The sequence below is a fragment of the Pacificoceanicola onchidii genome (assembly GCF_004804335.1).
In the GTDB taxonomy this organism is placed as follows: Bacteria; Pseudomonadota; Alphaproteobacteria; order Rhodobacterales; family Rhodobacteraceae; genus Pacificoceanicola; species Pacificoceanicola onchidii.
Map to the genome: position 1 here is coordinate 287,338 of NZ_SRXY01000006.1, position 26,450 is coordinate 313,787.

The 26,450-nt window shown below is 61.8% G+C and carries 28 protein-coding genes; 24 read left to right on the forward strand and 4 right to left on the reverse strand.

The window, feature by feature from the left end; translation table 11 throughout:
• Nucleotides 1-4: 4 nt before the first annotated feature.
• From E4662_RS16970 to E4662_RS16985, 4 genes are all read left to right on the forward strand, one after another.
• Nucleotides 5-196 carry a hypothetical protein gene (locus tag E4662_RS16970; RefSeq protein ID WP_136442792.1) on the forward strand — a complete coding sequence of 64 codons (192 nt, stop codon included), beginning with the start codon at nucleotides 5-7 and terminating at the stop codon, nucleotides 194-196.
• On the forward strand, nucleotides 197-1,174 hold the full coding sequence (locus E4662_RS16975; protein WP_136442793.1) for a D-2-hydroxyacid dehydrogenase family protein: 978 nt from the start codon (nucleotides 197-199) through the stop codon (nucleotides 1,172-1,174).
• A gap of 78 nt (nucleotides 1,175-1,252) precedes the next feature.
• Entirely contained in the window at nucleotides 1,253-2,176 is a 924-nt protein-coding gene (locus tag E4662_RS16980; protein WP_240705228.1) for a DMT family transporter, read from the forward strand.
• Between the two features lie 122 nt (nucleotides 2,177-2,298).
• Nucleotides 2,299-3,234 carry a DMT family transporter gene (locus E4662_RS16985; RefSeq protein WP_136442794.1) on the forward strand — a complete coding sequence of 312 codons (936 nt, stop codon included), beginning with the start codon at nucleotides 2,299-2,301 and terminating at the stop codon, nucleotides 3,232-3,234.
• On the opposite strand, the gene E4662_RS16990 is transcribed toward E4662_RS16985, so the two are convergent.
• Nucleotides 3,158-3,844: a thiamine diphosphokinase gene (locus E4662_RS16990; RefSeq protein ID WP_136442795.1), complete on the reverse strand. Its 687-nt coding sequence runs from the start codon at nucleotides 3,842-3,844 to the stop codon at nucleotides 3,158-3,160. The two genes, E4662_RS16985 and E4662_RS16990, sit on opposite strands and share 77 nt — an antisense overlap.
• Before the next feature lie 139 nt (nucleotides 3,845-3,983).
• Between E4662_RS16990 and E4662_RS16995 the strand changes: the two genes are divergently transcribed.
• Both E4662_RS16995 and E4662_RS17000 read left to right on the forward strand, forming a co-directional pair.
• On the forward strand, nucleotides 3,984-6,542 hold the full coding sequence (locus tag E4662_RS16995; protein ID WP_136442849.1) for a hypothetical protein: 2,559 nt from the start codon (nucleotides 3,984-3,986) through the stop codon (nucleotides 6,540-6,542).
• A gap of 185 nt (nucleotides 6,543-6,727) precedes the next feature.
• Nucleotides 6,728-7,324 (forward strand): VPLPA-CTERM sorting domain-containing protein, encoded by a 597-nt coding sequence (locus tag E4662_RS17000; RefSeq protein ID WP_136442796.1) that lies wholly within the window; start codon nucleotides 6,728-6,730, stop codon nucleotides 7,322-7,324.
• 9 nt (nucleotides 7,325-7,333) lie between these two features.
• Here the strand turns inward: E4662_RS17000 and E4662_RS17005 are convergent, their stop codons facing one another.
• Complete coding sequence (locus E4662_RS17005; RefSeq protein ID WP_136442797.1) at nucleotides 7,334-7,573, reverse strand: DUF2842 domain-containing protein; 240 nt, start codon at nucleotides 7,571-7,573, stop codon at nucleotides 7,334-7,336.
• Nucleotides 7,574-7,619: 46 nt separating this feature from the next.
• Nucleotides 7,620-8,915 (reverse strand): adenylosuccinate synthase, encoded by a 1,296-nt coding sequence (locus E4662_RS17010; protein WP_136442798.1) that lies wholly within the window; start codon nucleotides 8,913-8,915, stop codon nucleotides 7,620-7,622.
• A gap of 106 nt (nucleotides 8,916-9,021) precedes the next feature.
• Between E4662_RS17010 and E4662_RS17015 the strand changes: the two genes are divergently transcribed.
• From E4662_RS17015 to E4662_RS17065, 11 genes are all read left to right on the forward strand, one after another.
• Nucleotides 9,022-9,528, forward strand: a complete 507-nt coding sequence (locus E4662_RS17015; RefSeq protein WP_168798009.1) for a GNAT family N-acetyltransferase — start codon at nucleotides 9,022-9,024, stop codon at nucleotides 9,526-9,528.
• Nucleotides 9,525-9,920 carry a DUF6524 family protein gene (locus E4662_RS17020; RefSeq protein ID WP_136442800.1) on the forward strand — a complete coding sequence of 132 codons (396 nt, stop codon included), beginning with the start codon at nucleotides 9,525-9,527 and terminating at the stop codon, nucleotides 9,918-9,920. The genes E4662_RS17015 and E4662_RS17020 overlap by 4 nt, the downstream gene beginning before the upstream one ends.
• 191 nt (nucleotides 9,921-10,111) lie before the next feature.
• A complete protein-coding gene (secG, locus tag E4662_RS17025; protein ID WP_136442801.1) occupies nucleotides 10,112-10,492 on the forward strand; it encodes a preprotein translocase subunit SecG in 381 nt (126 codons plus the stop codon).
• A gap of 202 nt (nucleotides 10,493-10,694) precedes the next feature.
• Entirely contained in the window at nucleotides 10,695-12,338 is a 1,644-nt protein-coding gene (locus tag E4662_RS17030) for a CTP synthase (protein WP_136442802.1), read from the forward strand.
• Nucleotides 12,339-12,477: 139 nt separating this feature from the next.
• A complete protein-coding gene (locus E4662_RS24535) occupies nucleotides 12,478-13,050 on the forward strand; it encodes a DUF4136 domain-containing protein (RefSeq protein WP_420819272.1) in 573 nt (190 codons plus the stop codon).
• Nucleotides 13,051-13,258: 208 nt separating this feature from the next.
• Nucleotides 13,259-14,035, forward strand: a complete 777-nt coding sequence (locus E4662_RS17040) for a 23S rRNA (adenine(2030)-N(6))-methyltransferase RlmJ (protein WP_136442803.1) — start codon at nucleotides 13,259-13,261, stop codon at nucleotides 14,033-14,035.
• Between the two features lie 9 nt (nucleotides 14,036-14,044).
• Complete coding sequence (locus E4662_RS17045) at nucleotides 14,045-14,488, forward strand: tellurite resistance TerB family protein (protein ID WP_136442804.1); 444 nt, start codon at nucleotides 14,045-14,047, stop codon at nucleotides 14,486-14,488.
• Between the two features lie 60 nt (nucleotides 14,489-14,548).
• A complete protein-coding gene (locus E4662_RS17050) occupies nucleotides 14,549-14,986 on the forward strand; it encodes a tellurite resistance TerB family protein (RefSeq protein ID WP_136442805.1) in 438 nt (145 codons plus the stop codon).
• Nucleotides 14,983-15,726, forward strand: a complete 744-nt coding sequence (locus E4662_RS17055; RefSeq protein ID WP_136442806.1) for a phosphate/phosphite/phosphonate ABC transporter substrate-binding protein — start codon at nucleotides 14,983-14,985, stop codon at nucleotides 15,724-15,726. The genes E4662_RS17050 and E4662_RS17055 overlap by 4 nt, the downstream gene beginning before the upstream one ends.
• Before the next feature lie 91 nt (nucleotides 15,727-15,817).
• Entirely contained in the window at nucleotides 15,818-16,591 is a 774-nt protein-coding gene (locus E4662_RS17060; RefSeq protein ID WP_136442807.1) for an ABC transporter ATP-binding protein, read from the forward strand.
• Nucleotides 16,592-16,718: 127 nt separating this feature from the next.
• The gene (locus tag E4662_RS17065; RefSeq protein WP_136442808.1) at nucleotides 16,719-17,444 is read left to right on the forward strand and encodes a transporter substrate-binding domain-containing protein; all 726 of its coding nucleotides are present in this window, start codon (nucleotides 16,719-16,721) and stop codon (nucleotides 17,442-17,444) included.
• Between the two features lie 102 nt (nucleotides 17,445-17,546).
• Here E4662_RS17065 and E4662_RS17070 read toward each other — a convergent pair whose 3' ends face one another.
• A complete protein-coding gene (locus tag E4662_RS17070; RefSeq protein WP_168798011.1) occupies nucleotides 17,547-18,641 on the reverse strand; it encodes an NAD(P)/FAD-dependent oxidoreductase in 1,095 nt (364 codons plus the stop codon).
• A gap of 143 nt (nucleotides 18,642-18,784) precedes the next feature.
• Between E4662_RS17070 and E4662_RS17075 the strand changes: the two genes are divergently transcribed.
• The 7 genes from E4662_RS17075 (at nucleotide 18,785) to E4662_RS17105 (ending at nucleotide 26,371) form a co-directional block, all read left to right on the forward strand.
• Complete coding sequence (locus tag E4662_RS17075; protein ID WP_240705229.1) at nucleotides 18,785-19,462, forward strand: VPLPA-CTERM sorting domain-containing protein; 678 nt, start codon at nucleotides 18,785-18,787, stop codon at nucleotides 19,460-19,462.
• A gap of 87 nt (nucleotides 19,463-19,549) precedes the next feature.
• The gene (locus E4662_RS17080) at nucleotides 19,550-20,431 is read left to right on the forward strand and encodes an ABC transporter permease (protein ID WP_136442810.1); all 882 of its coding nucleotides are present in this window, start codon (nucleotides 19,550-19,552) and stop codon (nucleotides 20,429-20,431) included.
• A 115-nt stretch (nucleotides 20,432-20,546) separates the two neighbouring features.
• Nucleotides 20,547-21,353, forward strand: coding sequence for an ABC transporter permease (locus E4662_RS17085; protein WP_136442811.1), 807 nt, complete (start codon nucleotides 20,547-20,549; stop codon nucleotides 21,351-21,353).
• A gap of 183 nt (nucleotides 21,354-21,536) precedes the next feature.
• Entirely contained in the window at nucleotides 21,537-22,880 is a 1,344-nt protein-coding gene (locus E4662_RS17090; RefSeq protein ID WP_136442812.1) for a glutamine synthetase family protein, read from the forward strand.
• Between the two features lie 35 nt (nucleotides 22,881-22,915).
• Nucleotides 22,916-23,599 (forward strand): type 1 glutamine amidotransferase, encoded by a 684-nt coding sequence (locus E4662_RS17095; RefSeq protein ID WP_136442813.1) that lies wholly within the window; start codon nucleotides 22,916-22,918, stop codon nucleotides 23,597-23,599.
• On the forward strand, nucleotides 23,596-24,960 hold the full coding sequence (locus E4662_RS17100; protein ID WP_136442814.1) for a glutamine synthetase family protein: 1,365 nt from the start codon (nucleotides 23,596-23,598) through the stop codon (nucleotides 24,958-24,960). Before E4662_RS17095 ends, E4662_RS17100 begins: the two co-directional genes overlap by 4 nt.
• A 109-nt stretch (nucleotides 24,961-25,069) precedes the next feature.
• The gene (locus tag E4662_RS17105) at nucleotides 25,070-26,371 is read left to right on the forward strand and encodes an NAD(P)/FAD-dependent oxidoreductase (RefSeq protein WP_136442815.1); all 1,302 of its coding nucleotides are present in this window, start codon (nucleotides 25,070-25,072) and stop codon (nucleotides 26,369-26,371) included.
• Nucleotides 26,372-26,450 lie beyond the last annotated feature (79 nt).

Genomic DNA, 26,450 nt, shown 5'->3' on the forward strand with positions numbered 1-26,450 from the left:
TGACATGACCTCCTACGAAGCCCACGAACAGCTCAACGCTGCCATTGCAACCCTGCGACAGGTTCGCGACACTCTGGGCAAAGAGCTTTGCCCGACCAAAGGCCAACTGGACATGAAGAACCCGGAAATTCAACGCCTGTCCAACCTGCACGACCGCGCCGCCATGGCGATTTCCGCCTGGCACAAGGGGGTTTGAATGCGCGTCCACATCCTTGACGATTGGTTCGACACGCTGCGCGGCCTGCCCTGTTTTTCCAAGCTGGATGGGCACGACGTCACCGTCTGGACCGATCACACCGAGGATGTGGATCAACTGGCACACCGTCTGAAAGACGCCGACGCGCTGATCCTGTTTCGCGAGCGCACGGCGGTGACCCGCGCCTTGCTGGAACGCTTGCCCAATCTGCGGCTGATCTCGCAGCGCGGCGTCTATCCGCATGTGGACGTGCCCGCCTGCACCGATCATGGCGTGCTCTTCAGCTCCAAAGTCCCACAAGGGACGGCCCCGAATTATGCGGCGGCAGAGCTGACTTGGGCGCTGATCATGGCGGCGATGCGCGATCTGCCGGGTCAGATGGCCGCCGCGAAAGCGGGGCTTTGGCAAACCGGCGTCGGGCGCTCCCTGCGCGGCAAATGCATCGGGCTTTATGGCTATGGCCGGATTGCCAGCGCCGTGGCCGGGTATGCCCGCGCCTTTGGCATGGAGGTGCAATGGTGGGCGTCCGAAGAGGGCCGCGCGCGCGCCCTTGCGGACGGCGAAACGGTTGCGACCTCCCGTGAGGCCTTCTTTGCCAGCTCCGACATCGTTTCGCTGCACCTGCGTCTGAAACCTGAAACGCGCGGGATCATCACGGCTGAGGACCTCGGTCACATGAAAACGGACGCTGTACTGGTCAACACCGCGCGCGCCGGGTTGATTGCGCCGGGGGTTCTGCTTGAGGCCTTGAACGCAGGAAGGCCGGGACAAGCGGCGCTGGATGTCTTTGACAGCGAGCCGCTGACCGATCCGGCGGACCCGTTGCTCGCCCACCCGAACGTGATCGCAACACCCCATATCGGGTTTGTCACCACCGACGAATTCGACAAACAATTCGGAGACATCTTTGATCAGATCGCCGCCTTTGCAGCCGGTGCGCCGATCCACATGATCAACCCCGAAGTCTGGGACGGCTGATCGCCTCTTTCCAAAGCACCTGTGCGGCCCTACTGCTTGGGACAAGACACCTCTTGTCGTCCCTCAGCGAGCCGCCCCATGACACCCACGCACAACCAGACCACGCTTGGCATCCTGTTCATGCTGGGCTTTTGCATCTTCGCCCCAATGATGGATGCGCTGGCCAAGGCGACACCGCATGAGGTGCCGATCCCGCAGGTGCTTGCCGCGCGCTTCTCCATCCAAGTTGTCCTGCTCTACCCCGTCGCCCTCTTTCTGGGTCGGGCGCTGTCCCTGTCGCTGCGGGATATGGGCCTGCACCTCGCCCGCGCTGCCGCGCTTCTGGCCGCGACCGGCTGCTTTTTCACCGCGCTGCGCTTCATGCCCATCGCCGATGCCATCTCCATCTTCTTTGTCGAGCCTTTCATCCTGACGCTGCTCGGCGCGCTGTTCCTGGGCGAGCCCATTGGCTGGCGCCGGGTGGCCGCCGCCGCCGTGGGCTTTTGCGGGGCGCTTCTGGTGATCCGGCCGAGCTTTTCAGACCTTGGCCCCGTGGCGCTCCTGCCGCTTGGCACGGCTTTCCTGTTTGCGATCTACATGCTGATGACCCGAAGCATGAGCCAGCGCGTCGATCCTATCGTATTGCAAGCCCACACGGCGCTTGCCGCCACGACGATGATCCTGCCGCCGCTGCTGATCCTTGACGGTTCGGGATCCGCTTACTTCGACCCGGTCTGGCCCGAAGGACGCGCGGTCTGGACGTTGCTGGGGCTCGGGTTCATCGCGACAATCTCGCACCTGATGCTGACCAAGGCGCTCCGGCTCGCGCCCGCCGGGGTGATTGCGCCATTGCAATATCTGGAAATCGTCGGGGCTACGGTGATCGGCTTTCTCGCCTTTGGCGACTTTCCCACACCGCTCACATGGGTCGGCATCGCCATCATCGTCGCATCGGGCCTCTACATCATTCACCGCGAGCGCCAGTTGGAACGGGAGGTCAACGACCCGCCACCCCCGGTTTGACAAGGCGTGGCGGGGCACAGCCCCGCCCTACGGACCGCGTCCGCAGACCCGACCCTCCCAAACAGTGCCACCGCCGGTAGGGCGGGGTTTTACCCCGCCTCCGGCTGAACTAGGCTCGCACCATGCAACCGGATCGCCCCCTCCTCGGCATCGCCCTCATGCTGGGCTTCTGCGCCCTTGCCCCTCTGGCGGACGCACTGGCCAAGATGCTTGGCCCGTTGATTGCCGTTGGCCAGCTGGTTTTTCTGCGGTTCATTCTGCAAGCCCTGATCCTCCTGCCCATCACCCTGGCCACGCGCCGCCCCATGCGCACGGACCGGCGCAGCTTCTTTCTGATCGCCCTGCGCACGCTATTGCACATCGCGGGGATTGCCACCGTCTTCACCGCGCTCCTCTACCTGCCGCTCGCGGACGCCATCGCCATCGCCTATGTCATGCCCTTCATCATGCTGCTGCTCGGGCATTACGTCCTTGGCGAAGAAGTCGGCTGGCACCGGCTCTCCGCCTGCGCCGTCGGTTTCATCGGCACGCTTTTGGTGATTCAGCCTGCCTTTGATGATGTGGGCTGGCCGGCGCTGCTGCCGCTTGCCGTGGCCTTCATCTTTGCCGCTTTCATGCTGGTCACCCGCCAGATCGCGCAGCACACTGATCCCATCGGAATGCAGGCGCTCTCGGCGCTCCTTGCCGTGGCGCTTCTTGGCCCGCTCATGCTGGCCTTTCCGGGCGTCGCGGCCCTCGCCTGGACGCCGCCCACGCAGGAAGGTTGGGGGTTGATCCTCGCCATGGGCTTTGCTGGCACCTTTGCGCATCTGCTTATGACATGGTCCCTGCGCTACGCACCTGCCGCCACGCTGGCCCCAATGCAATATCTCGAAATCCCCATTGCAACGCTGTTCGGCTGGATCCTGTTCAAGGATCTGCCCGGGCCGCTGGCCGCGCTCGGCATCGCCGTTACCATGGCTGCGGGACTTTACGTGATCCTCAGGGAGCGGGCCAGCCTTTCGGGGCAGCGCGCAGGCCGTCCAGAAGCGCATCAAGGCACGCCACCGGCAGGATAAGCAACATCTTCGGCGCATCGACTGTCACGCGCACCGCGCTTTCCGACGCCTCGTTGGACGTGCCAACACGCCCGTCCGGGGTCATCTTCAGCCCGTCTATCGGCCAACGCAGCCCTTCGGAGCGGCCCTGCACGGCGCCCATCGGAAACAGCGACACCCGGCACCCCGGCGCCAGCATCAGAGGCAGGTCCGGCGGCACCAGCACAGCGACATCCTCCTGCCCGACCAGCACACACCGCCGGTCCGCATGGCGGCACAGAACGGTCAGTGCGGCCAGCTGGTGATCCAGCCTCGCGCCCAAAAATCCATGCGCCAGAACAAGCGGGGCCGAGATATTGCGTAGACATTTATCGAAATCGGTGCTGTCCTGCTCCGATATCCGGTGCAAAACACCGGGTGCCAGCCGCCTCTGATCGGCCTCCGGAAGGGAGTCCATATCCCCGATCACCGCGTCGGGCATAACGCCCAAGTCCAACAAAACAGAGGCTCCGCCGTCAGCGGCGACAATGGCGGAGGCGTCGGGCAAGGACGCGGAAAGCAACTCAGGATTGCATTCCCCGCCGCCAACCAGCAAAACCACCCCGGATGTCCGTACAATTTCAGATTTCATGTCAAATTAATGGCAATTTAGGAAACTGACCACAATCAAGTCATGAAATGATACCCTGCAGGGCACAGATTCGATCAGCTTTCGTCCACTACAGCGTGGTAAACACTCTGTTGCAGAACGAATGAAAGTGAGCAGAGCAATGGTGAGTTCGAGCAAGATTCTGACGGTCTCATACGGCACCTTCTCCTGTACGGCAGAAGGTTTTGACGATCCGCTGGCCGTGGTCAAGGAAACAACCCATTTCTTCCGGGGGGTGGTTGGCGAAGACCGATTCTTCGGGGCAGAGCCCCCGCAATTCGACCCCGAAATCGCCAGTGAACTGATGCGGGCGCAGATTTCTGCGGAAGAGCAGGACGGCAAGCTGACCTTGCGTCCGGCCCTAGCCGCAGGGGCCACGTCGTCCGGAGCTCTGGCTGCCGCGCTCAGCGCAGGGGCCGCGCGGGCCGAACCCGCCGCTCCGGCGCTGCCCGACGACGACACGATTGAGGCCGTCGCCGCAGAGGCGGAGGCTGAAGCCGCAGCTGCCGAAGCGGAGGCCGAGGCTGAGGCACATGTTGAAGAAGCCGTCGCAACCATGGCGGACGATCTCGCCGAACCGGATGAGATGCTCGTCGAGGCCGAGGAAGAAAGCGCGGTCGATGCCGTCGCCAGCGAATCCGTCGACACTGACGACGACGTGGCGCTCGATTTTGACCCTTCCGTAATCGCAGGCTTGGCAGCGGACAGCGTCGCGGCTCTCGCCGATGATACGGCACAGACACAACCGGCGCCGGACATGGACGCCGCCTTCGATGGCCTCGTTGAGGACGAAGCCCCCGCGGCCCCGGCCCGCCGTTTCTCCGATCCCGGCTCCATTGCCGACAAGCTGGACCGTATTCGAGCCGTTGTTGCGGAAGCGCCGCAGGACGATCTGGAGGACGAGGACTCCTTCGACGACGAAGCAGAAGAAGACGGTTTCCTCTCCGCTCAGGAGACGGACAAACCTGTTGCTCACAAGGACGCAGACGACGCCGTTGACCTTGCTGCGATCTCTGAGGCTGCAACAGACGACGCGGAAGACGCCTTTGATCTCGCTGCTCTGGACGCGGATGAGGACGAAGCGGACGATGCCTTCGATCTGAGCGCCCTGATCGGTGAGGACGATTCCGAAGAAGAAGTCGATCCGCTCGCCGCACTGGTCGAAACGGTTGGTGGCCCAGAAGCCGCCGATGCCGCCTTTGACGCCTGGGACGAAGACGCGGGCGAAGACAACGCCGAGGCCGATGACTGGGATTGGGACGAGGATGAAGAGGAGGCCCTGGCTCAGGACACGCCTCCGCCGCCGCCCGCCCCTGAGCCTGAGGTGGAGGCGGAAGCCGAGCCCGAAGCCGAGGACCTTCAGACCCGCCCCGCGCCGCTCCGCGCCCGCGTGGTCAAGGTCAAGCGCGCCGAGTTCGACAAGGCCGTTGCAACCGGCCGTCTCGAAGAGATCGAAGACAGCGCCGAAGACACCCCCCCGCCTGCGCCGCTTGGCGATTACAGCACGCTGAGCGCCGAGGAAGAGGACGAACTCGCTCGCGAACTCGCCGCGGTCAAGGCAGAGCTTGCCGGAGACTTCGACGAAGACGATTGGGATGACGTCGACGAAGACAACGCCTATGCCACGGAAGCGTCGGAAACCGCGGAAGAGGATTGGGACTTCGAGGAAGACGCCGCCGAAGAGCAGCAGCCCGCCGTCGCGCACGCCGCCCAAACGCCGCCGCCGCCGAGCGCCGATGGCTGGGATGACGAGGACGATTGGGACGACGAAGACGAGGATGACTGGGATGCACACCCGGCCGCCGCGAGCGCCGCGCCGCTGCGCCTGGACAATCCCGTCACCCCGGCCCCAATGTCTGAAGATGACGACCAGATCGACACCAACATCCGCTCCGCCGTCGAAGACGTGCGCAAGGCGGTGAAGATGTCGAGCCCGGGCCGCGCCATGCTGACGGAACGCTCTGTCGAAGACAACGACACGTCGCGCATCCTCGACCAGACCAACGAAGAGCTGGAAGAGCCGGAAGGCAACCGCCGCCGCAGCGCCATTGCACATCTGCGTGCCGCTGTCGCAGCGACCCGCGCCGACAAACTGCTGAGCCGCAAGAGCCCGGAAGCCGAGGCCGACGAGGCCGAAGCCTACCGCGAAGACCTCGCAAACGCTGTGCGCCCGCGCCGTCCGCAAACGTCGCAGGCCCCGCAAACCCGCAGCGAGCGCCCAAGGACCGAGGCCGCACAGGAAGCCGAGCGCCCTGCCCCGCTGAAACTGGTGGCGGAGCAGCGAATCGAAGAGGTGGCCTCTGAGCCGGTTCGTCCGCGTCGCATAGGCCGTGACCGTCCGATGACGACAACACCGCGCGCACCGGCAGCCGCCACGCCCGAAGCACCGGTGAACGAAAGCGACTTTGCCGCTTATGCCGAAGAGATGGGGGCCACGGAGCTCTCGGATCTTCTGGAAGCGGCGGCAGCCTACATGTCCTTCGTCGAAGGCCGCGAACAGTTCTCGCGCCCGCAGCTTATGTCTACTGTCCGGCAGGCCGAAGACCGGGAGAGCAGCCGCGAAGACCGTTTGCGCAGCTTTGGCCAACTCCTGCGGGAGGGTAAAATCGAAAAAACCTCCGGTGGACGCTTCACCGCGTCCGAACGCATCAGCTTCAAGCCGGAGCGGGCCGCAGGGTAAACCTGCGCCAACACAGACGCTAGAAAACAAGAAAGGGCGGCTTTTCAAAGCCGCCCTTTCGTTTTGCTGCACCACAAGCAATCGCTCGCCTGCTACACGGCGGCAGACACCACCCTACGCTGATCTCTTGCTCTGAATTGAACAACCTGTAATGGTGTACCTGTTCGATTTGAGGGATTCAGACCATGCGCTTTGCTTTGCTCACAGCCTCCGCCCTTTGCCTCGCCGCGGGCACCGCGCAAGCCGCCACCACGCTGTTCACCGATCGCGCTGCGTTCGAGGCGGCTTTGTCCGAGGTTTTCATCGACACGCTTGATGACCTCACGGTTGGCTCGGTCTCGACCCTTGTGCGCGATGACTTTACGCTCACCGGGGACGTGTTCAAATGCGTCGAGCTCAGCAGTTGTGGCAACAACGGCGGGATCGGGTTCAATCACCCGGCCTATTTGTGGAATTACGCGCCGCAGACGCTTACCTTCAACACCGCAATCAACGGGTTTGGCCTCGACTTCGGCAACAACGCGCCCGGCTCTCTGACGCTAACACTTGATGGAAACCAGAGCGCGGCCTTGTCTTCCGGGTCTTCGGCTTTCTTTGGCCTGATCTCCGACACAACTTTCACGGAAATCGCCTACAGCATGTCCCAGACGGAGTTCGCCCTGACGGACAACTTCACCTATGGCACACTGGCGACCTCGGCCGAGGTCCCGCTGCCCGCCTCGCTCTGGTCGATGCTGGCCGCACTGGCGTTCGGATTTGGCTTGCGGCGCAGGGTGCGCTGACGCCCGGGATCAGGCGTCTTCGTCCTCGTTCGGATCCGGCTGGCCGACCCCGAGGAACACCGAGCGAAACGGCAGCATCCACAAGAAGCCCAACACGATAAAGACCACCAGTTCGAGCAGCATCGGCGGCCCGTCCATGACACCGCGCAGCCAGTCTGCGAGGGTCACGGCCAGAACGATATAGACCGGCAGGCCGATGAGCAGGATCACCAGCGACCAGCGCTTGCGGGCTTTGTAACTCAGGGCCATGGGGCCTCCTTGGCGCAGCCGGGGCAGAGCCCCGGCCTACGGGCTGTCAGTCTTCGAACGGATCGGTCACGAGAATTGTATCGTCCCGCTCCGGCGAGGTGGAAAGTAGCGCAACCGGGCAGCCGATCAACTCTTCGACGCGGCGCACGTATTTGATCGCCGCTGCCGGCAGTTCTGCCCAAGAGCGCGCGCCTTCGGTCGACTCGCTCCAGCCGTCCATTTCCTCGTAGATCGGAACGCAACGCGCCTGCTGCTCGGAAGCAAATGGCAGATAGTCGAGCCGTTCGCCGTCAAGCTCGTATCCAACGCAGATCTTCAGCGTCTCGAAGCCGTCGAGCACGTCGAGTTTGGTGAGCGAGATGCCATTGACGCCGGAGGTCGCGCATGTCTGGCGCACCAGCACGGCGTCGAACCAGCCGCAGCGGCGCTTGCGCCCGGTGGTTGTACCGAACTCATGGCCGCGCTCGCCGAGTCGCTGTCCGTCCGCGTCTTCCAGTTCTGTCGGGAACGGCCCTTCGCCAACGCGTGTGGTGTAGGCCTTCACGATGCCCAACACGAAATCAATCGCGCCCGGCCCGATGCCCGTCCCCGTCGCAGCCTGTCCCGCGATCACGTTGGACGAGGTGACAAAAGGATAGGTGCCGAAGTCGATGTCCAGCAATGCGCCCTGCGCGCCTTCGAACAGAATACGATCACCCGCGCGGCGCTTTTCGTTGAGAATCTTCCAGACCGGACCGGAATATTCGAGGATTTTAGGTGCGATTTCCTTGAGTTGCGCCATCAGAGCATCGCGGTCGACCGGCTCGATCCCAAGGCCCTTGCGGAGCGGATCGTGGTGCTGCAACGCTCGGTCCACCCGCGCTTCCAACGTGGCCATATCAGCCAGATCCGCGACCCTTACCGAGCGGCGACCAACCTTGTCCTCATAGGCCGGGCCGATGCCGCGACCGGTGGTGCCAATCTTGGTGCCCTTGGAGGCCGCCTCTTCCCGCGCCCGGTCCAGCTCGCCGTGAATCGGCAAAATGAGCGGCGTGTTTTCGGCAATCATCAGCGTCTCGGGGCTGATGTCGACGCCTTGTGCACGCACTGTTTCAATCTCATTCACGAGGTGCCAGGGGTCCAGAACAACGCCGTTGCCGATCACCGAAAGCTTGCCCTTGCGCACCACGCCGGACGGCAAAGCGTGCAATTTGTAGACCTTGCCATCCACAACCAGCGTATGGCCTGCGTTGTGGCCTCCCTGAAACCGGCAGATCACATCGGCCCGGCTCGACAGCCAGTCTACGATCTTGCCTTTGCCCTCGTCGCCCCACTGGGCGCCCACGACAACCACATTTGCCATTTTTCAAGCCTTTCAGGTGATGACCTCAAACCCGGCTCCCTATATAGCTGGTACGAACGGGGCGAAACCGAAAAAATGTCACGGCAGAGAGGCAGCGCAGGTCGGCATGTTGAGATGGGCCACATCGGCGGATTTTGACGACCTGGGTCAACTGATGTTTGACGCCATTCACGCGTCGCCCAGCCCGTATTCCCCCGCGCAGCGCCAGGCCTGGCTGTCCGAACCGCGCTCCGGGGCGGACTGGGCCGCGCGACTCGCGGCGCAGCGGGTGGCGCTTTTGGATCTGGACGGGCCGCGCGGCTTTGCCACACTTCGGGCGGACGGTTACGTGGACATGGTCTTTCTTGCGGCACAGGCCCGTGGCCGGGGGTATTTTCGCGCCCTGATCGACAAGATCGTTACGGATGCAATCGCTCAAAGAATCCCGGAACTCACGACTCACGCCAGCCTTGCGGCGCAGGGGCCGTTTGCAGCATTGGGGTTCGAGCACGTCCGTGACGAAACCGTCTCCCGCGACGGTCAAACGCTGGCGCGCGCCTTCATGCGGCGCGCCCTGCCCCCCGTTATCGCGCCCCTCAGCGCGGATCTTGTATCTACTCCGGAGACCCTATGAGTTTTCTTTTTCGTTGGCTTTTTGCGCTGATCCTTCTGGCCGCCACCTATAACCCGACCCCGTATAACTTCGCCCGCTGGGCTTTGGAGAACTGGCAGGAGCAACTGCCTCTGACCGTGCTGTTGGGGCTGGTTCTGCTTGTCGGCTATATCATCTACCTGCGCGCCACCCTGCGCTCGATTGGTACGTTTGGCATGGCGCTTGTCCTGGCGCTGGTCGGGGCGCTCTTGTGGGTGCTTTGGGATTTTGGCCTGTTTGACCTGTCCAACCCCAAACTGACCACATGGGTTGGCATACTCGCCCTGTCCCTTGTGTTGGGAATCGGTCTGTCCTGGTCGATCATCCGCCGCAAGCTTTCCGGCCAGGTTGACATGGACGACGTCGAAGAGTGACCTGCAGCGGAGAAAAATTTTGCCGGAACAAAATTTTGCCGGGGCCAGCCCCGTCGCCTTTGGCGACTCCCCGGGATACTTGAAGCACAAAGAAACGGCCTGACAGGTTTTGGGACGGCTGATTGGCGGGTTGCGCCGCCGCGCAGCTTACCCTACATACCCGCCATCATCGAACAAAGGCGCCCGCCCCTATGGAAAACGTCATTCTGATCGTCCATCTGCTTCTCGCACTCGGCCTTATTGGCGTGGTGCTGCTTCAGCGCTCCGAAGGCGGTGGCCTTGGCATGGGTGGCGGCGGTGGCGGGGCCATGAGCCAGCGCTCGGCCGCAACGGCGATGGGCAAGGTGACCTGGATCCTTGCGATTGCCTTTATCATCACGTCCCTGACGCTGACGATTTTCTCTGCGCAGAATGCTGCGGGCACCTCGATCCTCGACCGGATCGGCAACGCGCCTGCTGCCGAGGAAGGCAGCGACGCGCCAGCTCCGCTGGAGACCGATGGCCTGTTGCCGCCGCCTTCTGCGGATGGCAGCGCTGACACGGATGCGCCGCTGGTGCCGCGCGCCGACTGATCGCGACTGGTCCAAATCCGGGCCTTTACTAAACCTTGAAGACTTAACCCGGACCGCAACAGCATCTTGCGGTCCGCTGGACAAATCCGTCCGAATCCTGTAACAGTCAAATCCCGTGATACTGCGTGCCAACAGGCCAGCAGTCGATCAGAATTTGGCGTTTTCGGACGCAGACAGACGACTTACTCACGGGGCTCCGAGCATGGCACGTTTCATCTTTATCACCGGCGGTGTGGTTTCTTCGCTTGGCAAGGGTCTGGCCTCCGCCGCCCTTGGCGCGCTGTTGCAGGCACGTGGGTTTTCAGTTCGTCTGCGCAAGCTCGATCCGTACCTGAACGTCGATCCCGGCACCATGTCGCCGTTTGAACATGGTGAGGTGTTTGTCACCGATGATGGCGCTGAAACGGACCTCGACCTTGGCCACTACGAACGGTTCACCGGGGTCCCCGCCCGTCAGACCGATTCCATCTCTTCGGGCCGCATCTATACCAACGTTCTGGAAAAGGAGCGCCGCGGCGACTACCTCGGCAAGACCATTCAGGTCATTCCGCACGTTACCAACGAAATCAAAGACTTCATCAAGATCGGCGAAGATGAGGTGGATTTCATGCTCTGCGAGATTGGCGGCACCGTGGGCGATATCGAAGGCCTGCCGTTCTTTGAAGCCATCCGCCAGTTCAGCCAGGACAAGCCGCGCGGCCAGTGCATCTTCATGCACCTGACGCTGCTGCCCTACATCAAGGCCTCTGGCGAGTTGAAGACCAAGCCGACACAGCACTCCGTCAAGGAGCTCCGCTCGATCGGCCTCGCCCCCGATATCCTCGTTTGCCGCTCCGAAGGTCCGATCCCCGCGAAAGAACGCGAGAAGCTCGCCCTCTTCTGCAACGTCCGCCCCGACAGCGTGATCGCTGCGCAGGACCTGCCGTCCATTTATGACGCGCCGCTGGCCTATCACCGCGAGGGGCTCGATCAGGCGGTGCTCGACGCCTTTGGCATCACCCCGGCGCCCAAGCCGAACCTGACCAAATGGGAAGACGTGAGCGACCGCGTGCACAATGCCGAAGGCGCGGTCACCGTGGCCATTGTCGGCAAATACGTGCAGCTTGAGGACGCGTATAAATCCATCGCGGAGGCGCTCACCCACGGCGGCATGGCCAACCGCGTGAAGGTCAACGTGGAATGGGTGGACGCGGAGATTTTCGATCGCGAAGACCCGGCGCCGTTGCTGGAAAAATTCGACGCGATCCTCGTTCCCGGCGGATTTGGAGAGCGCGGGACCGAAGGCAAGATCAAGGCCGCGCAGTTCGCCCGTGAGCACAAAATCCCTTACCTCGGGATCTGCCTTGGTATGCAGATGGCGGTGATCGAAGCTGCGCGGAACGTGGCCGGTGTCGCCCGCGCAGGTTCGGAAGAGTTTGACCATGAAGCCGGGGAAAAGCGTTTTGAGCCAGTGGTTTACCACCTGAAGGAATGGGTGCAGGGCAACGAGAAAGTCTCGCGCAAGGTGACGGACGCCAAAGGCGGCACCATGCGCCTCGGGGCCTATGACGCGGTTCTGAAAGAAGGCTCCAAGGTCGCCGAAGTCTACGGCACCTGCGCGATTGATGAGCGCCACCGCCACCGCTACGAGGTGGACGTGACCTATAAAGAAAAGCTCGAAGAGGCCGGCCTGCGTTTTTCGGGCATGTCCCCGGACGGCAAATTGCCGGAAATCGTCGAATGGCCGGATCACCCGTGGTTTATTGGCGTGCAATTCCATCCGGAATTGAAATCAAAACCCTTTGACCCGCACCCGCTTTTCAGGGATTTTGTTCGGGCGGCGAAAGAGGTTAGTCGGCTGGTGTAAAAACGGAGTTGCATCGACACAACGATCAATGCCACTATGATAAAGTCGATTTCTGCTCGGATTTTCAGCTGTGGCATCTTTTTATTTTAGACTCGCTTTTATCCTGTGTGCGTTTGGGATTTTCTCAGCATGTTTGCCGGTGAAAACTCACGTCGACGCTTATTCTTCAATTCCGAAAGATCTGGATTCTCGGACGATTTATTTGACACCATATTCAGAGTCACAGGTTGGCCCTCAATGGCGAACTAATGCTGGAATACTAGCTACAGTTCTTGCAGAAAAAGGATTTGAAGTCGTCCAAGACAGGTCCAAAGCTAGATTGATTGCCTTTTTCGGATTTGCCGTGGACAAAGGTGAGCAGGTTCAAAGTACGTATTCCATCCCGCAATGGGGAGTCACTGGATACAGCGGAGCCACTACCACTGGCACAATTTATGGAAACTCATATAACGCAACGACAACTTTGACGCCCACATACGGGGTGACTGGTTATTCCACTGGCACTGTGACAAGTACGGTTTACACGAGATCAGTTGCGATTGATATGTTTGACACAGTTAATAAAGAACTTGTTTTTGAAGCAACTGCCGTAAGTAGAGGGTCTTGCAACTCTTTTACCCCTGTCGCAGGAGCTATTATTCGCGCTGTACTAACGAATTTCCCTAACGGGAAAACTGGGACAGTGACTCTACCTATGGACAACGAATGCTAGGATTTCCAGCGGTTTAGCTTCCGCAATCATCGACTTCCCGGACACACTCTGGCCCAACTCGCACGCCATGGACAGCCACAGCCAGCCCGATCAGGTGCTCTTGGAAGAGTCCTTAGCTCATCAAGCAAACCGCAAGAGCATCGCGTCCCGGGCTTGACCCGGGACCTCTCCCTTGCGCCAACCGCGCCGCCCCCGTAAGCACCCCCTTATGCTGTCCTATCAACACGCCTATCACGCCGGGAATCTGGCCGATGTTCACAAGCACGCCCTGCTCGCGCGGGCGCTGTCTTATCTGACGAAAAAGGACAAGCCGCTCTCTTACATAGAGACGCATTCCGGGCGCGGGCTTTATGATTTATCGGGCGCGGAGGCGCAGAAAACCGGGGAGGCGGCGCAGGGGATTTCACTGGCAGAGCAATGGTTTGACCAAGACCATCCGTACCGCCAAGCCCTGCAAACCATCCGGGACAAACACGGCCCCGATGCCTATCCCGGCTCGCCGGTGATTGCCCAGACGCTGCTGCGCCAAACCGACCAGATTCACCTTGCCGAGCTGCACCCGCAGGAACACGCCGCGCTGTCCTACGCCATGAGTGCAAGCCACGCCAAGGTCTACAGCCAAGACGGCTTCGCGCTCGCGCAAAGCCTCTGCCCACCAACCCCACGCCGGGGGCTGATCCTGATTGATCCCAGTTGGGAGATCAAAGACGATTACGCCCGAATGCCAAAATTCGTGGCGAGCCTGACGAAGAAATGGAACGTGGGGATTGTCATGATCTGGTATCCGATCTTGACCGACCCGCAGCATATGCCCATGATCCGGGCCATAAAGCAGGGTCATCCCGAGGCGCTGATCCATGAGGTGCCTTTCCCTCCGGCGCGGAAAGGCCATCGCATGATCGGCTCCGGCATGGCGATCCTGAACACGCCCTGGGGTCTTGCGGATGAGGCAAAGGCCCTGACCAAACGTTTCAAGTCCCTGTAAGGACAGATCATGCTCGAACGTCTCAAGGCCTTCTTCACCTCCCCCACCCCGGAAAAACAACCGCTGCCCGAGCCCGATGCGCGATTGGCGCTTGGCACGCTTCTGGTGCGGGTGGCCATGGCGGATGGGGCTTATCTGTTTGAAGAGGTGGAAGAAATTGATCAGATCCTCGCCAAGGCCTACGATCTCAAACCGCTCGAAGCGGCGCGGATGCGGGCCGATTGCGAAAAGCTGGCCTTCCACATCGAAGACGACCGCGACATGGCGATCCGCATTCGCGATGCGGTGGATTACGATCACCGGCTGAGCAAGGTGGCGGCATTGTGGTCCGTGGTCATGGCCGACGGCGTGAACGATTCCCGCGAACAGGCTCTTGTTGAGTTGATCGAAGAGACGCTGGGCATTGATCGCGGCGACAGCATGGCCGCGCGCGCCGAGGCCAGCATTCCCTGATTTCCGCCGACGCCGAAAAACACTCTTGGTCTGAGCGGCAACCCCGCTTATCTAACCGATATGTTTGGAGACTTTCTTCGTCGGCTCACCGCCCCGGAACCCGCCCCGCTGGATGACGGCGACGCCCGTCTTGCCCTGACCGCCCTGCTTGTGCGCGTGGCGCGTTCGGACGGGGTGTTTGATGACAGCGAAAAAGACCGGATCGACCGCATCGTCTGCGCCCGATACGGGTTGTCGCCGTTCGAGGCCACGGCCCTGCGCAAAGAGGCCGAGGTGCTGGAGGCCGAGGCCCCGGACACCGTCCGCTTTACCCGCGCCATCAAGGATGCGGTTGCCTACGAGGACCGCATCGGCGTGATCGAGGCGCTTTGGGACGTTGTGCTTGCCGATGGTCAGCGTGAGGCGGAAGAGGACGCGCTCTTGCGGCTGGCTGCAAACCTGCTTGGCGTAAATGACCGCGACAGTGCGCTGGCCCGGCAAAGGGTCGAAAAGCGATGATCGCTGCCCTGCCGATGTACGACCGCGCGGAGGTGCAGGCCGCCAATGATGCGCTTTGGGCGTCGGTGCGGGCGCGGCTTGGGTTCGGGCCGGAGCGACTGGATCGCGACAAGGGGCTTTGGGAGATCTGGACCGATCCCGATCTGGTTCTGGCGCAGACCTGCAACCTGCCCTATCGCATGCGCCTGCATGGCACGGTTCAGATCGTCGGCCATCCGGACTACGATCTGCCCTATTGCCAACGCGGCTATTACAACTCTGTTTTTGTCACACCCCACGCCCTGCCGCACGATCTGTCGGCGCTGCTGCGCAAACGTGTGGTGATCAACCAGACCCACAGCCAATCCGGCAACGTTGCCTTGTTGGAGCATGCCCAGACGCTTGGTGTGGAGCCCAATATCGTGGCCGAAAGCGGCGGGCATATGCAGTCGGCCCGCATGCTGTGGGACGGTGAGGCAGATCTGGCGCTCATTGATGCGCAAAGCTGGCGCATGATCCGGCGTTACGATCCGGACAGCGCGGCCCTGCGGGAAGTAACCCGCACCCGCCAAACTCCGGCGACACCGTTTATCTGCGGCCCGTCCCAGGACGTGTCGGTGATCCGGCAGGCGCTGACAGGTGCCATTGCAGACCTGTCCGAAGCGCACCGCATGATGCTCAATCTCAAAGGTCTTGTGAGTTTGCCGGTCGAGAGCAGCCTGTCGCTGCCGATCCCGCCGCAATTGATGGCACAGGCCTGAGGCCGCGGCAGCGGACCGGCATTTGCGGATTGCAAACCCGCGTCTCTTTGCGCCATCCTGCGTCGATCAAGAATCCGCGAAAGGCCGCCCCGTGACCGACACCCCCGTCATCGAGATCAACAACCTGCACAAAGCCTATGGCAGCCTCGAAGTTCTCAAAGGCGTGAGTGTCTCGGCCAAGAAAGGCGATGTGGTCTCACTGATCGGCTCTTCGGGGTCCGGCAAATCGACGCTGCTGCGCTGCTGCAACCTGCTCGAAGACAGCCAGCAGGGCGAAATCCTGTTCAAGGGCGAGCCGGTGAAATGGGCGGGCAGCGGCCATGCGCGCCGCCCGGCCGACGCCAAGCAGGTGCTGCGCATCCGCACGAATCTATCCATGGTCTTTCAGCAGTTCAATCTGTGGGCGCATATGACGATCCTGCAAAATGTCATGGAAGCGCCGGTGACCGTATTGGGGCGGGACCGCGACGAGGTTGAAGCCGCCGCGCGCAGGTATCTCGACAAGGTTGGCATTGGCGACAAATGCGACGTCTACCCCGCGCAGCTGTCCGGCGGCCAGCAACAGCGGGCCGCCATCGCGCGCGGGCTGTGCATGGAGCCCGAGGCGCTGCTCTTTGACGAGCCGACCAGCGCGCTTGACCCGGAACTTGAACAGGAAGTGGTCAAGGTTATCCAGTCCCTCGCCGAAGAGGGCCGCACCATGTTGATCGTGACCCATGACATGAAGCTGGCCGCCGATGTCAGCGATCACGTGATCTTCCTGCATCAGGGTCTTATCGAAGAGGAAGGCGCGCCGGATCAGCTCTTTGGCAATCCGCAATCGGAGCGGCTCAAAGGCTTCCTCTCGGTCACCTCCCATATTTGATCATATTTGGTCATTTCGCCCTTTGTGACCCAACGCCCCTCTTGTAATCCGCAAGGTTTCGCATAACGGTTGGCCATCAAGTCCGCCAGGAAACGCGCGGATCCGTCCAACAGGGAGACATAAATCCATGAAATCCATCCTTCTGAGCACCGCTCTTGTGGCCTTTGGCGCGGGCGCCGCGCTGGCCGATGGCCATTCCGTTGTCCGCATGGGCACCGAGGGCGCCTATCCTCCGTACAACTTCATCAACGACAACGGCGAAGTAGACGGCTTTGAGCGCGAACTGGGCGATGAGCTTTGCGCGCGCGCCGAGCTGACCTGCGAGTGGGTTACCAACGAGTGGGATTCGATCATCCCGAACCTCGTATCCGGCAACTACGACACCATCATCGCGGGCATGTCGATCACCGACGAACGCAAAGAGCAGATCGACTTCACCCAGAACTACACCCAGCCTGATCCGTCGGCCTTCCTCGCCATGGACGGCACCATGATCGACATGGGCTCTGCGGTGATCGCGGCGCAGACCGGCACCATTCAGGCGTCTTATGTGGCCGAAAACGGCGCAACCCTGCTTGAGTTCGCCACACCGGACGAGACCATCGCCGCCGTGCGCAACGGGGAAGCGGATGCGGTTCTGGCCGACAGCGCCTTCCTCGCGCCCTTCGCAGAAGAGAGCGCCGAGCTTGCCATCGTGGGCGAAAGCGTCCTGATCGGCGGCGGCGTCGGCATGGGCATCCGCAAATCCGACGGCGAACTGCGCGACAAGTTCGACGCGGCCATCCAGTCCATGAAAGACGATGGCTCTCTCAACGAGATGATCACCAAGTGGGAAGTTGGCGAGCTGTTTTGATCGCTGATCCCTTTGGGAAACACCAAAGAGCGCCTTTCGGGGCGCTCTTTTTTGTGACGCGGCAACGCTGGCGCGCCGCCGTCCCGGACTTGATCCGGGACCTCATGCCCCATTGGCCCAAAACCGCTCCGGCCTGTAAGGCGCAAGCCATCCGGCACTCACGTCACTCTCTCCGGCCAGCATCTCCTGAGGCACCAGCTCTCCCATCAAGGCCGCCAGCGTCATGCCCGAGTGCATGACTGCCAGATACAAACCTGCCATCACCGGCCCCACGGCTGGAAATTCATCGCCGGGCAATGGCCGATAAGCCAGCGACACCTCGCCCAGCGCCAGCCCTGCCTCCGGGAACAAACCCTTCAACCCTTCCATCGCCCGCGCGCCCGCTTCTTCGGGCGTTTGCGGGACGCGGTCCGATTTGTCTCCCTGATGACCCGGAGTGGTTGGCATCAACAGCCGCCCGTCCGGCAACTGCCGGATCTCGCCAATCGGCGCAGCCAGAATGTGCCGGGTCAGCGGCGGCACAGGCCGGGTACGCAGGATATAGGCCGGGCGCGAGAGCATCGGCAGGTCAAACCCGACATCCGCCAGAATCCGCGCCGATCCCGTGCCTGCCGCGATCAGAACCTGATCCGCTTCGATCTCTCCAACGGCTGTCCGAACACCAGAAACGACGTCGCCGCGCCGGGATAGCCCCTCAACCGTAACGCCGCCGATCCAGCGCGCGCCAAGCGCCACGGCCTGTGCCAAAAGCCGATCCGCCAAAGAGCCGCTCTCCGCCGCAGCCTCGCTCGGGAACATCAACGCAAGCTCCGGCGCAGCCATGACGTTCGGCTCCATCGCGGCAAACCCTTGCGGACCGATCTCTTCAACCGGATAGCCGGTGGCCCGCATGGCCTCCGCCATGGCTCGCAGCGCCTCCGGCTCCTGATCCCAGACCAACGCGCCCACCTGTGCCACAGGCACATCCAGCGCTTGCGCTAGACGGGTATAGGCGGCCATGCTTTCGGTGCGGGCTTTCATGTGATGAGAATCGAGATAATACGAGCCGTTGATCCAGCCAAAGGAGGCATCCGTCGCCCGCCCGGCGCCGCCGCCGACAATCACAACATCCGCCCCTGAGCGCTGTAACTGCCAGGCGCAAACGGCCCCGATGATGCCCGCACCCACAACAATGATCTTCTGTCTGGCCTCGCCCACGCGCGCCTCCACTCGTTTTTTTTGACACCCTGACAAGCATCACGCCGCCCGGCAAGCGGGATAAACCCGCTCAACCTTGACGTAGAGGCATCCGCTTTGGCATCATGCCATGCATATATTCAAACACACCAGAGTTCAGGACCATGCCGCGTATTCTTCCGGCGCTTGCCGCCATCCTCACCTTTCCAGTCGCCACTGAGGCCGCTATTTTCTCGCCAGATGGCGCGACCGCAAGCTCTGCGTTCAACGCCAGTTATGATGCCGGCAACACGATTGACGGCAGCGGACTGCCCATCGGATTTGGTCCGGGCGACATCCACGCCACCTATGCCGCCAACAACCACTGGACCACTGCTGCAAGCACCAACCCTCTGGACCAATGGATCGAGTGGAGCTTTTCCGGTGGGGCCAGCATTGGCGGGCTCTATATCTGGAATCACCTGTCCAACGACATCGCCTCCAATCCGGACTATGAACCCACGCTGTTCTCACTGACCTTCCTCGATGGCGTGGGCGGCACGCTTGCCAGCTTCTCGGGCGTCAACCTGCTGCCGCAGCCGTCATCCGGCCCGGTAGGTCTCAGCCAGGCTTTCAGCCTCGATGCTGTGCTCACCGGTGTTTTTGCCGTGCGGTTCGACGTGGATGGTAAGGAAGGCGCGCTGACGGGCTCACAGGCCTACACTGGCCTCGCGGAAGTGCTGTTCACCGATGGCACGCTTTCGGGGGCTACGCAGCTTGCCCCGGTTCCCCTCCCTGCCTCTGGCCTGCTCCTTCTGGCGGCACTGGGTGGCGCTCGGCTGGCCCGGCGCAGAAAGAGCTGAGGAAATCGCGGCAAGGCCCTTGCGCCCCTGTCGGGTTATCGCGCACAGTCGCGTGATCACTGAAACCAAGAGCCAAGCCGCGCCCCCGTGTTTTCCTACTGCACCGATCCTGCCAGTCTTGAAGGTCTGACATGGCTGTCGTGTTACCTCACGACCGGCAAACACATGTCGATCTATTGGTCCGTGGGCACCGTGCTGCTGCTTCTGGCCATCACCGCACCCACCGCGCTGCTCTTCGGATTTGGCGGCGCCACGGCGGCGCGTGCACCGTTTGCGCCGCTGCGCTGGCTCGGCAAGGGCTATATCGCCATCGTGCGCGGCGTGCCGGATATCGCGTTTTTCCTGTTCTTCGTGATCGCGCTCGACCAGTTCTTTGAATGGATCCGCCATTCGGTGAAATGCCCGGACTGGGACGAACCGATCCGGCAGGGCAACGACTTTGTGGTCTGCGCCGAGGCCAAACTGCCGCTCGGAAACGCCGCGCAATGGGTGCATGAAACCTATGGGTTTTTCCTCGCGGTACTGACCTTTGCCATCGTCTTCGGGGCCTTCGCCGCCAACGTGCTCTTCGGCGCAATGAAAGCCGTGCCGCGCGCGCAGATGGAGACCGCTGAGGCCTATGGCATGACGCCGCGCCAATCCTTTTGGCGCATCATGGTGCCGCAGATGTGGGTCTATGCGCTGCCTGGCCTTTCGAACCTCTGGATGGTGCTGATCAAGGCAACACCGCTTCTGTTCCTGCTCGGGGTCGAGGACATCGTCTACTGGGCGCGGGAGCTTGGCGGTTCCAAAACTGCCCGTTTCACCGACTACCCACACGGGGACTGGCGCATGTGGTACTTCTTTGCGCTGCTGGTGTTTTACCTTTTGTTCACCAAGGTCTCCGAAGTGGTGCTCGACCGGATCATGAAACGCCTGACCCATGGGCAGGCCACGGCAGGCGGTGAAGCGCAAAGGAAGGCGGCATGACGAACCTCTTGCGCAAGGAAAATTTTGCCGGGACAAAATTTTGTCCGGGGCCAGCCCCGTCGCCTTTGGCGACTCCCCGCGGTATTTTTGGCCCAAAGAAGACCGGGGGCATGTCGTGAGCTGTTGGGAGACAATTGCGGATTACGGTCTGCGGTCCATCGGGATTGGTGAGCGGCTGTTGCCGCGCGCGGATTATACGCTGTGCCAGCAGGTGACGCTGATCGGCTCGGGCATGATCTGGAACGTGTATTTCGGGGTTCTGGCGCTGATGTCGGGGTTTTTCCTGGCAACGAGCGCGGCACTGGGCAAAGCCTCTGGCAACCCGTTCCTGCGCAAGCCCGCAGAGTGGTTCATCTTCCTGTTTCGGGGCAGCCCGCTGTTTATCCAGTTTTTCTTTGCCTATTTCCTCTTTCTCAGCCTCAAGAGCGTCTCGCCATTCTTTGATGTGTTTACCTCGGCCTGGCTCGGGGCGCTGATCGTTCTGTTCCTGAACACCGCCGCCTATTCGGCAGAGATTTTCCATGGTGCACTTCTGTCGATCCCGCGCGGGGATCTGGAGGCTGCGGATGCCTATGGGTTTTCCGGCTGGAAGAAGTTCCGGCGGATCACATGGCCGACCATGCTGCGCCTCGCCTGGCCTGCCTATACCAATGAGGCGATCTTTCTGTTTCACGCCACCACGCTTGTTTATTTCTCCGGGTTTCCGGCGTTCCAGCAGCGGGGGGACGCACTGTATTACGCGAATTATTTCGCGGACAAGACGTTTAATCCCTTTGTGCCTTACCCGATCCTCGCCGGATTTTTCATCCTGCTGACCCTGATCCTGATCGGCGGCTTTGGCTGGGTAAACAAACGGCTGAACCGGCATCTGCCGCAGGACGCGCGGCAGAAGGTGAAGCTGAAGCCAAATCTGATGCGGTAGGCATTGAGTTTTGCCTACGCAAAACTCTGTTCGGGGCCAGCCCCGGACCCCGGGATATTTTGAGCACAAAGAAGGCAGGCGCATTCATTGCAAGGCGCCTGCGCAACGCTCTGCTTGCCAGATGCAAATCCGCTCGCTACAAATTTGATCAAATTATCACGTTAACCCCGAAAGAAGGCCCCCATGACCCGCCCTTCCGACTGGCTGCGCAAGAACCCTGCGGTGCGCACCATCCGTGTTGCCGCCTGTGATCTCAACGGTGTGCCTCGCGGCAAGCGCATTCCGGCGCGCTTTGCTGATAAGGCGGTGGAGGGCGGTACGCGCTTTCCCATGTCCGCGCTGAACCTGGACATCTGGGGCGAGGACATCGACGACAGCCCGCTGGTGTTCGAGACCGGCGACCGCGATGGGGTGCTCTGGCCAACGGAGCGGGGGTTTGTTCCGATGCCCTGGCTCGATTCGCCTTCTGCGCTTTTGCCGATCTGGATGTTCCATGAGGATGGCCGCCCGTTCGATGGCGATCCGCGCCATGCGCTCGCCCGCGTGGTGGAGCGGTACAAGGACAAAGGGCTGACGCCGGTTGTGGCCGTCGAGCTGGAGTTTTTCCTGATCGACGACAGCACACGCAAGCTGCAGGTCCCGCCCTCCCCGCGCACTGGCAAGCGGCGCAAGGCGGCGGAGATCCTGTCGATCCGGGCTTTGGACGCATTCGACAACTTCTTCACCGATCTCTACGAGGCCTGCGAGGCCATGGACATCCCGGCCGATACCGCCATTTCCGAGGCGGGGCTGGGACAGTTCGAGATCAACCTCATGCACCAATCGGATGCGCTTGCCGCGGCCGATGATGCCTGGCTGTTCAAGATGCTTGTCAAGGGGCTGGCCCGGCGCCACGGGTTTGCCGCGTCCTTCATGGCCAAACCCTATGATGATTACGCGGGCTCCGGCATGCATGCGCATTTCTCGGTGCTGGATGCCAAGGGCAAGAACATCTTTGATGATGGCGGCGAGAAAGGCACCGATGCGCTGCGCCATGCGGTGGCGGGCTGCGTGAATGCGCTTTACGACAGCGCGCTGATCTTTGCGCCGCATCAGAACAGCTATGATCGCATGGTGCCCGACAGCCACGCGCCCACGGGCATTTGCTGGGCTTATGAGAACCGAACTGCAGCAATCCGCATTCCATCCGGTGCACCGGCGGCACGCCGGATCGAGCATCGCGTGGCCGGAGGTGACGTGAACCCCTACCTCGCCCTTGCGGCCATCCTTGGCGCGGCGATGAACGGGATGGAGGATCAGGCAGAGCCGCCTCAGCCGATCACCGGCAACTCCTATGCGCAGGACCTGCCGCAAATCCCGACCGATTGGGACACGGCGATCAAAGCCTTTGAAGCAAGCGAGATCATCCCGCGCATCTTCCCCGCCAGCCTCATCCGCAACCTGCTTTTGACGAAGAAGCAGGAACTCCACTATATGTCGGAACTGACCACGCCGGAGCAGGTTGAAATCTACCTCGACACGGTATGACCTGCGCGGCCCAACCCCAAACACGTCGGTGATTCATGAAAATCGGCATCTTGCAGACCGGACTGCCCCCCGAAGACCTTGAAGCAGAATTCGGCAGCTATCCGGGTATGTTCGAAACCCTTCTGGCCGGGCACGGCTTTACCTTTGAAAGCTGGTCCGTGGTGGAAGGCGTCTTCCCAGGCAGCGCCGAGGCGGCGGATGGCTGGCTGATCACCGGCTCCAAACATGGTGCCTACGAGGTTCATGACTGGATCCCGCCGCTGGAGGATTTGATCCGCGACATCTATCTCGCGGACATCCCGCTGATCGGCGTCTGTTTCGGCCATCAGATCATCGCGCAGGCGCTTGGTGGCAAGGTGGAAAAGTTCAAAGGCGGATGGTCCGTCGGGCCGACCACCTATAACTTTCCCGAAGGGCCGAAGACCGTGCAGGCCTGGCATCAGGATCAGGTAGTCCAGGTGCCCGAAGGGGCGCAGACCGTGGCCTCTTCGGACTTCTGCGAACACGCCGCCCTGCTCTATCCGGGCAAGGCCTATTCCGTGCAGCCCCACCCGGAATTCGGTGACGGCTTTGTCGGAAAACTCATTGAAACGCGCGGAAAAGGCGTGGTGCCGGACGAGATCCTCGAAGGCGCCGCATCACGGCTGGGCGGCCCGCTGGATCGCGGCGACATCGGCCAGCAGTTTGCGCGGTTCTTCAAGACACGGGGGCTCTCATGAGCAACGCACGCCTCGACACGCTGCCTGAAGCGGCGCAGGCTTATCTCGATGGGCGCAGGCTCGACGAGGTGGAATGTGTCATTTCCGACTTTCCCGGCATTGCCCGTGGCAAGGCGGTGCCAGCGTCTAAATTTGCGCGGCAAGACCACTTCTACCTGCCTGATTCCATTTACTTTCAGACCATCACCGGCGATTGGTCTGACGAGGCGGCGGAGGACATCGGGTTTCTTGAACGGGACATGATCCTGCGGCCCGACATGGAGACGGCCACAGCCGCGCCTTGGACCGGTGACTGGACACTTCAGGTGATCCACGACGCCTATGACCGCAACGACAACCCGATCCCTTTCAGCCCGCGCAATGTGCTGAAACGGGTGGTCTCGCTCTATGAAAAGCAGGGCTGGACGCCGGTTGTTGCGCCGGAAATGGAATTTTTCCTTGTCGCGCGCAACCTCGATCCGGCCCGCTCCATCGAGCCGATGATGGGCCGCTCGGGCCGCCCCGCCGCCGCGCGGCAGGCCTATTCCATGACGGCCGTCGACGAGTTTGGCCCGGTGATCGATGACATCTATGATTTTGCCGAGGCGCAGGGGTTCGAGATCGACGGCATCACACAGGAAGGCGGCGCGGGGCAGCTTGAGATCAACCTGCGGCACGGTGATCCGGTGAAGCTGGCCGATGAGGTATTCTACTTCAAACGGCTGATCCGCGAGGCAGCGCTGCGTCACGATTGCTTTGCCACCTTCATGGCCAAACCGATTGCAGATGAGCCCGGCAGCGCCATGCATATACACCACTCGATCCTCGACACGGAAACCGGGCAGAACCTGTTTTCCGGCCCGCAGGGGGGCGAGACGGATGCGTTTTATCACTTTATCGGCGGGCTCCAGACGCATCTGCCGTCGGCCATCGCGGTGATGGCCCCTTACGTGAATTCCTATCGGCGCTATGTGAAAGACCATGCGGCGCCGATCAATCTCGAATGGGCGCGCGACAACCGCACAACCGGCATTCGCATCCCGATCTCGGACGCAAATGCGCGCCGGGTCGAGAACCGGATCGCCGGGATGGATTGCAACCCGTACCTCGGCATCGCAGCCTCGCTGGCCTGTGGGTATCTGGGTCTGATGGAAGAGCGGCGTCCGTCGAAACAGCTGCGCGGCGATGCTTACGAAGGCGAAGGCGATATTCCCCGCGTTCTGGGGCAGGCGCTGGAGCTGTTTGCCGGGGCGGAAGCCCTGCACGCGGTGCTGGGGCCGGAGTTCGTGAAAGTCTACACCGGGGTGAAACGCTCGGAATATGAAGAGTTCCTGCAGGTCATCAGCCCTTGGGAACGGGAACATCTTTTGCTCAACGTCTGATCCGGGAGGGGCAAAATTTTTCGGGGAAAATTTTGGTTGGGGGCCAGCCCCCGCGCCAAAGGCGCTCCCCCGGGATATTTTTCGGCACAAAGAAACGGGAAGGCCCGAGATGAACCTGCTCTATGCCAATGATGTGAAAGGGGAATACCCCGACAGCTGGTATGCGCAGACGGCCCCCGCGCTGGCGCGATTTGCGCCGCTCAAAGGACAGACGCGGGCTGATGTGTGCGTTGTGGGGGGCGGGTATACGGGCCTGTCCGCGGCGCTGCATCTGGCTGAAGCGGGACTTGATGTGGTGCTGCTTGAAGCCCAAAGGGTTGGGTTTGGCGCATCGGGGCGCAATGGCGGGCAACTTGGATCCGGTCAGCGGCTGGATCAGGAAAGTCTTGAGGGGCTCATCGGCAAGGAGCGCGCGCGTCAGTTCTGGGATCTCGGACAGGACGCCAAGGCGCTTGTGCGCGATCTTGTGACGCGGCACGGGATTGACTGTCATTTGAAGGATGGCGTTGCCTGGTCCGGGACGTCGGAAGGGTCCGTGCGCGAGATGCATGGCTATGCCGAACACATGGCCCGCCACTATGGCTATGACATGGAGGTTCTGGATGCCGCCGGGTTTGAGGCGCTTTGCCCCTCACCCACCTATCAGGGCGGCATTCTGGATATGGGGGCGGCGCATCTGCATCCGCTAGCACTGGCGCTGGGTCTGGCCCGCGCGGCGGATGTCGCCGGGGCGCGGATTCATGAGCGCTCCGAGGTGCACGACATCCGGCACGGCAAGACCATTCGCATTGCGACAAACGGCGGTTTCGTCGAAGCCGATCACCTGATTCTCGCCTGCAACGGCTATCTGGGCGGTCTTGAGGGGCGCGTGGCGAACCGGGTCATGCCAATCAACAACTTTGTTGTGGCAACGGAGCCTTTGGGGGCGCGCACGGCGGAGGTGCTGACACGGGACGTGGCGGTGGCGGATGATCTGTTTGTTGTGAACTATTTCCGGCTCAGCCATGACGGGCGGCTGCTGTTTGGCGGCGGCGAGAGCTATGGCTACCGCTTCCCGCGTGACATTCGCGCGGTTGTGCGCAAGCCGCTGGCCCGGATTTTCCCGCAATTGCGCGACGTCAAACTCGATTATGCTTGGGGTGGTACGCTTGCCATCACCATGAAACGATTGCCGTATCTGGCGCGGCTTGCTCCGAATGTGCTGAGCGCATCGGGCTATTCCGGCCATGGTGTCGGCAACGCGGTTCAGGCCGGTCGTTTGATGGCCGAAGCAGTGAAAGGACAAAGCGCGGGTTTCGATGCGTTTGCCGCCCTGCCCTGTCCGCGCTTTCCCGGCGGCCCTGGCCTGCGCAGCCCGCTTCTGGCGCTGGCCATGAGTTGGTTTGCCCTGCGCGACCGGCTTGGGCTGTAACACTTCCGTAAAACCGTTTCCCGGATGCCACGCGGCGCGTTGACGTGACGACGTGGCTCAAAAGGGCTTTGCCTGCCGC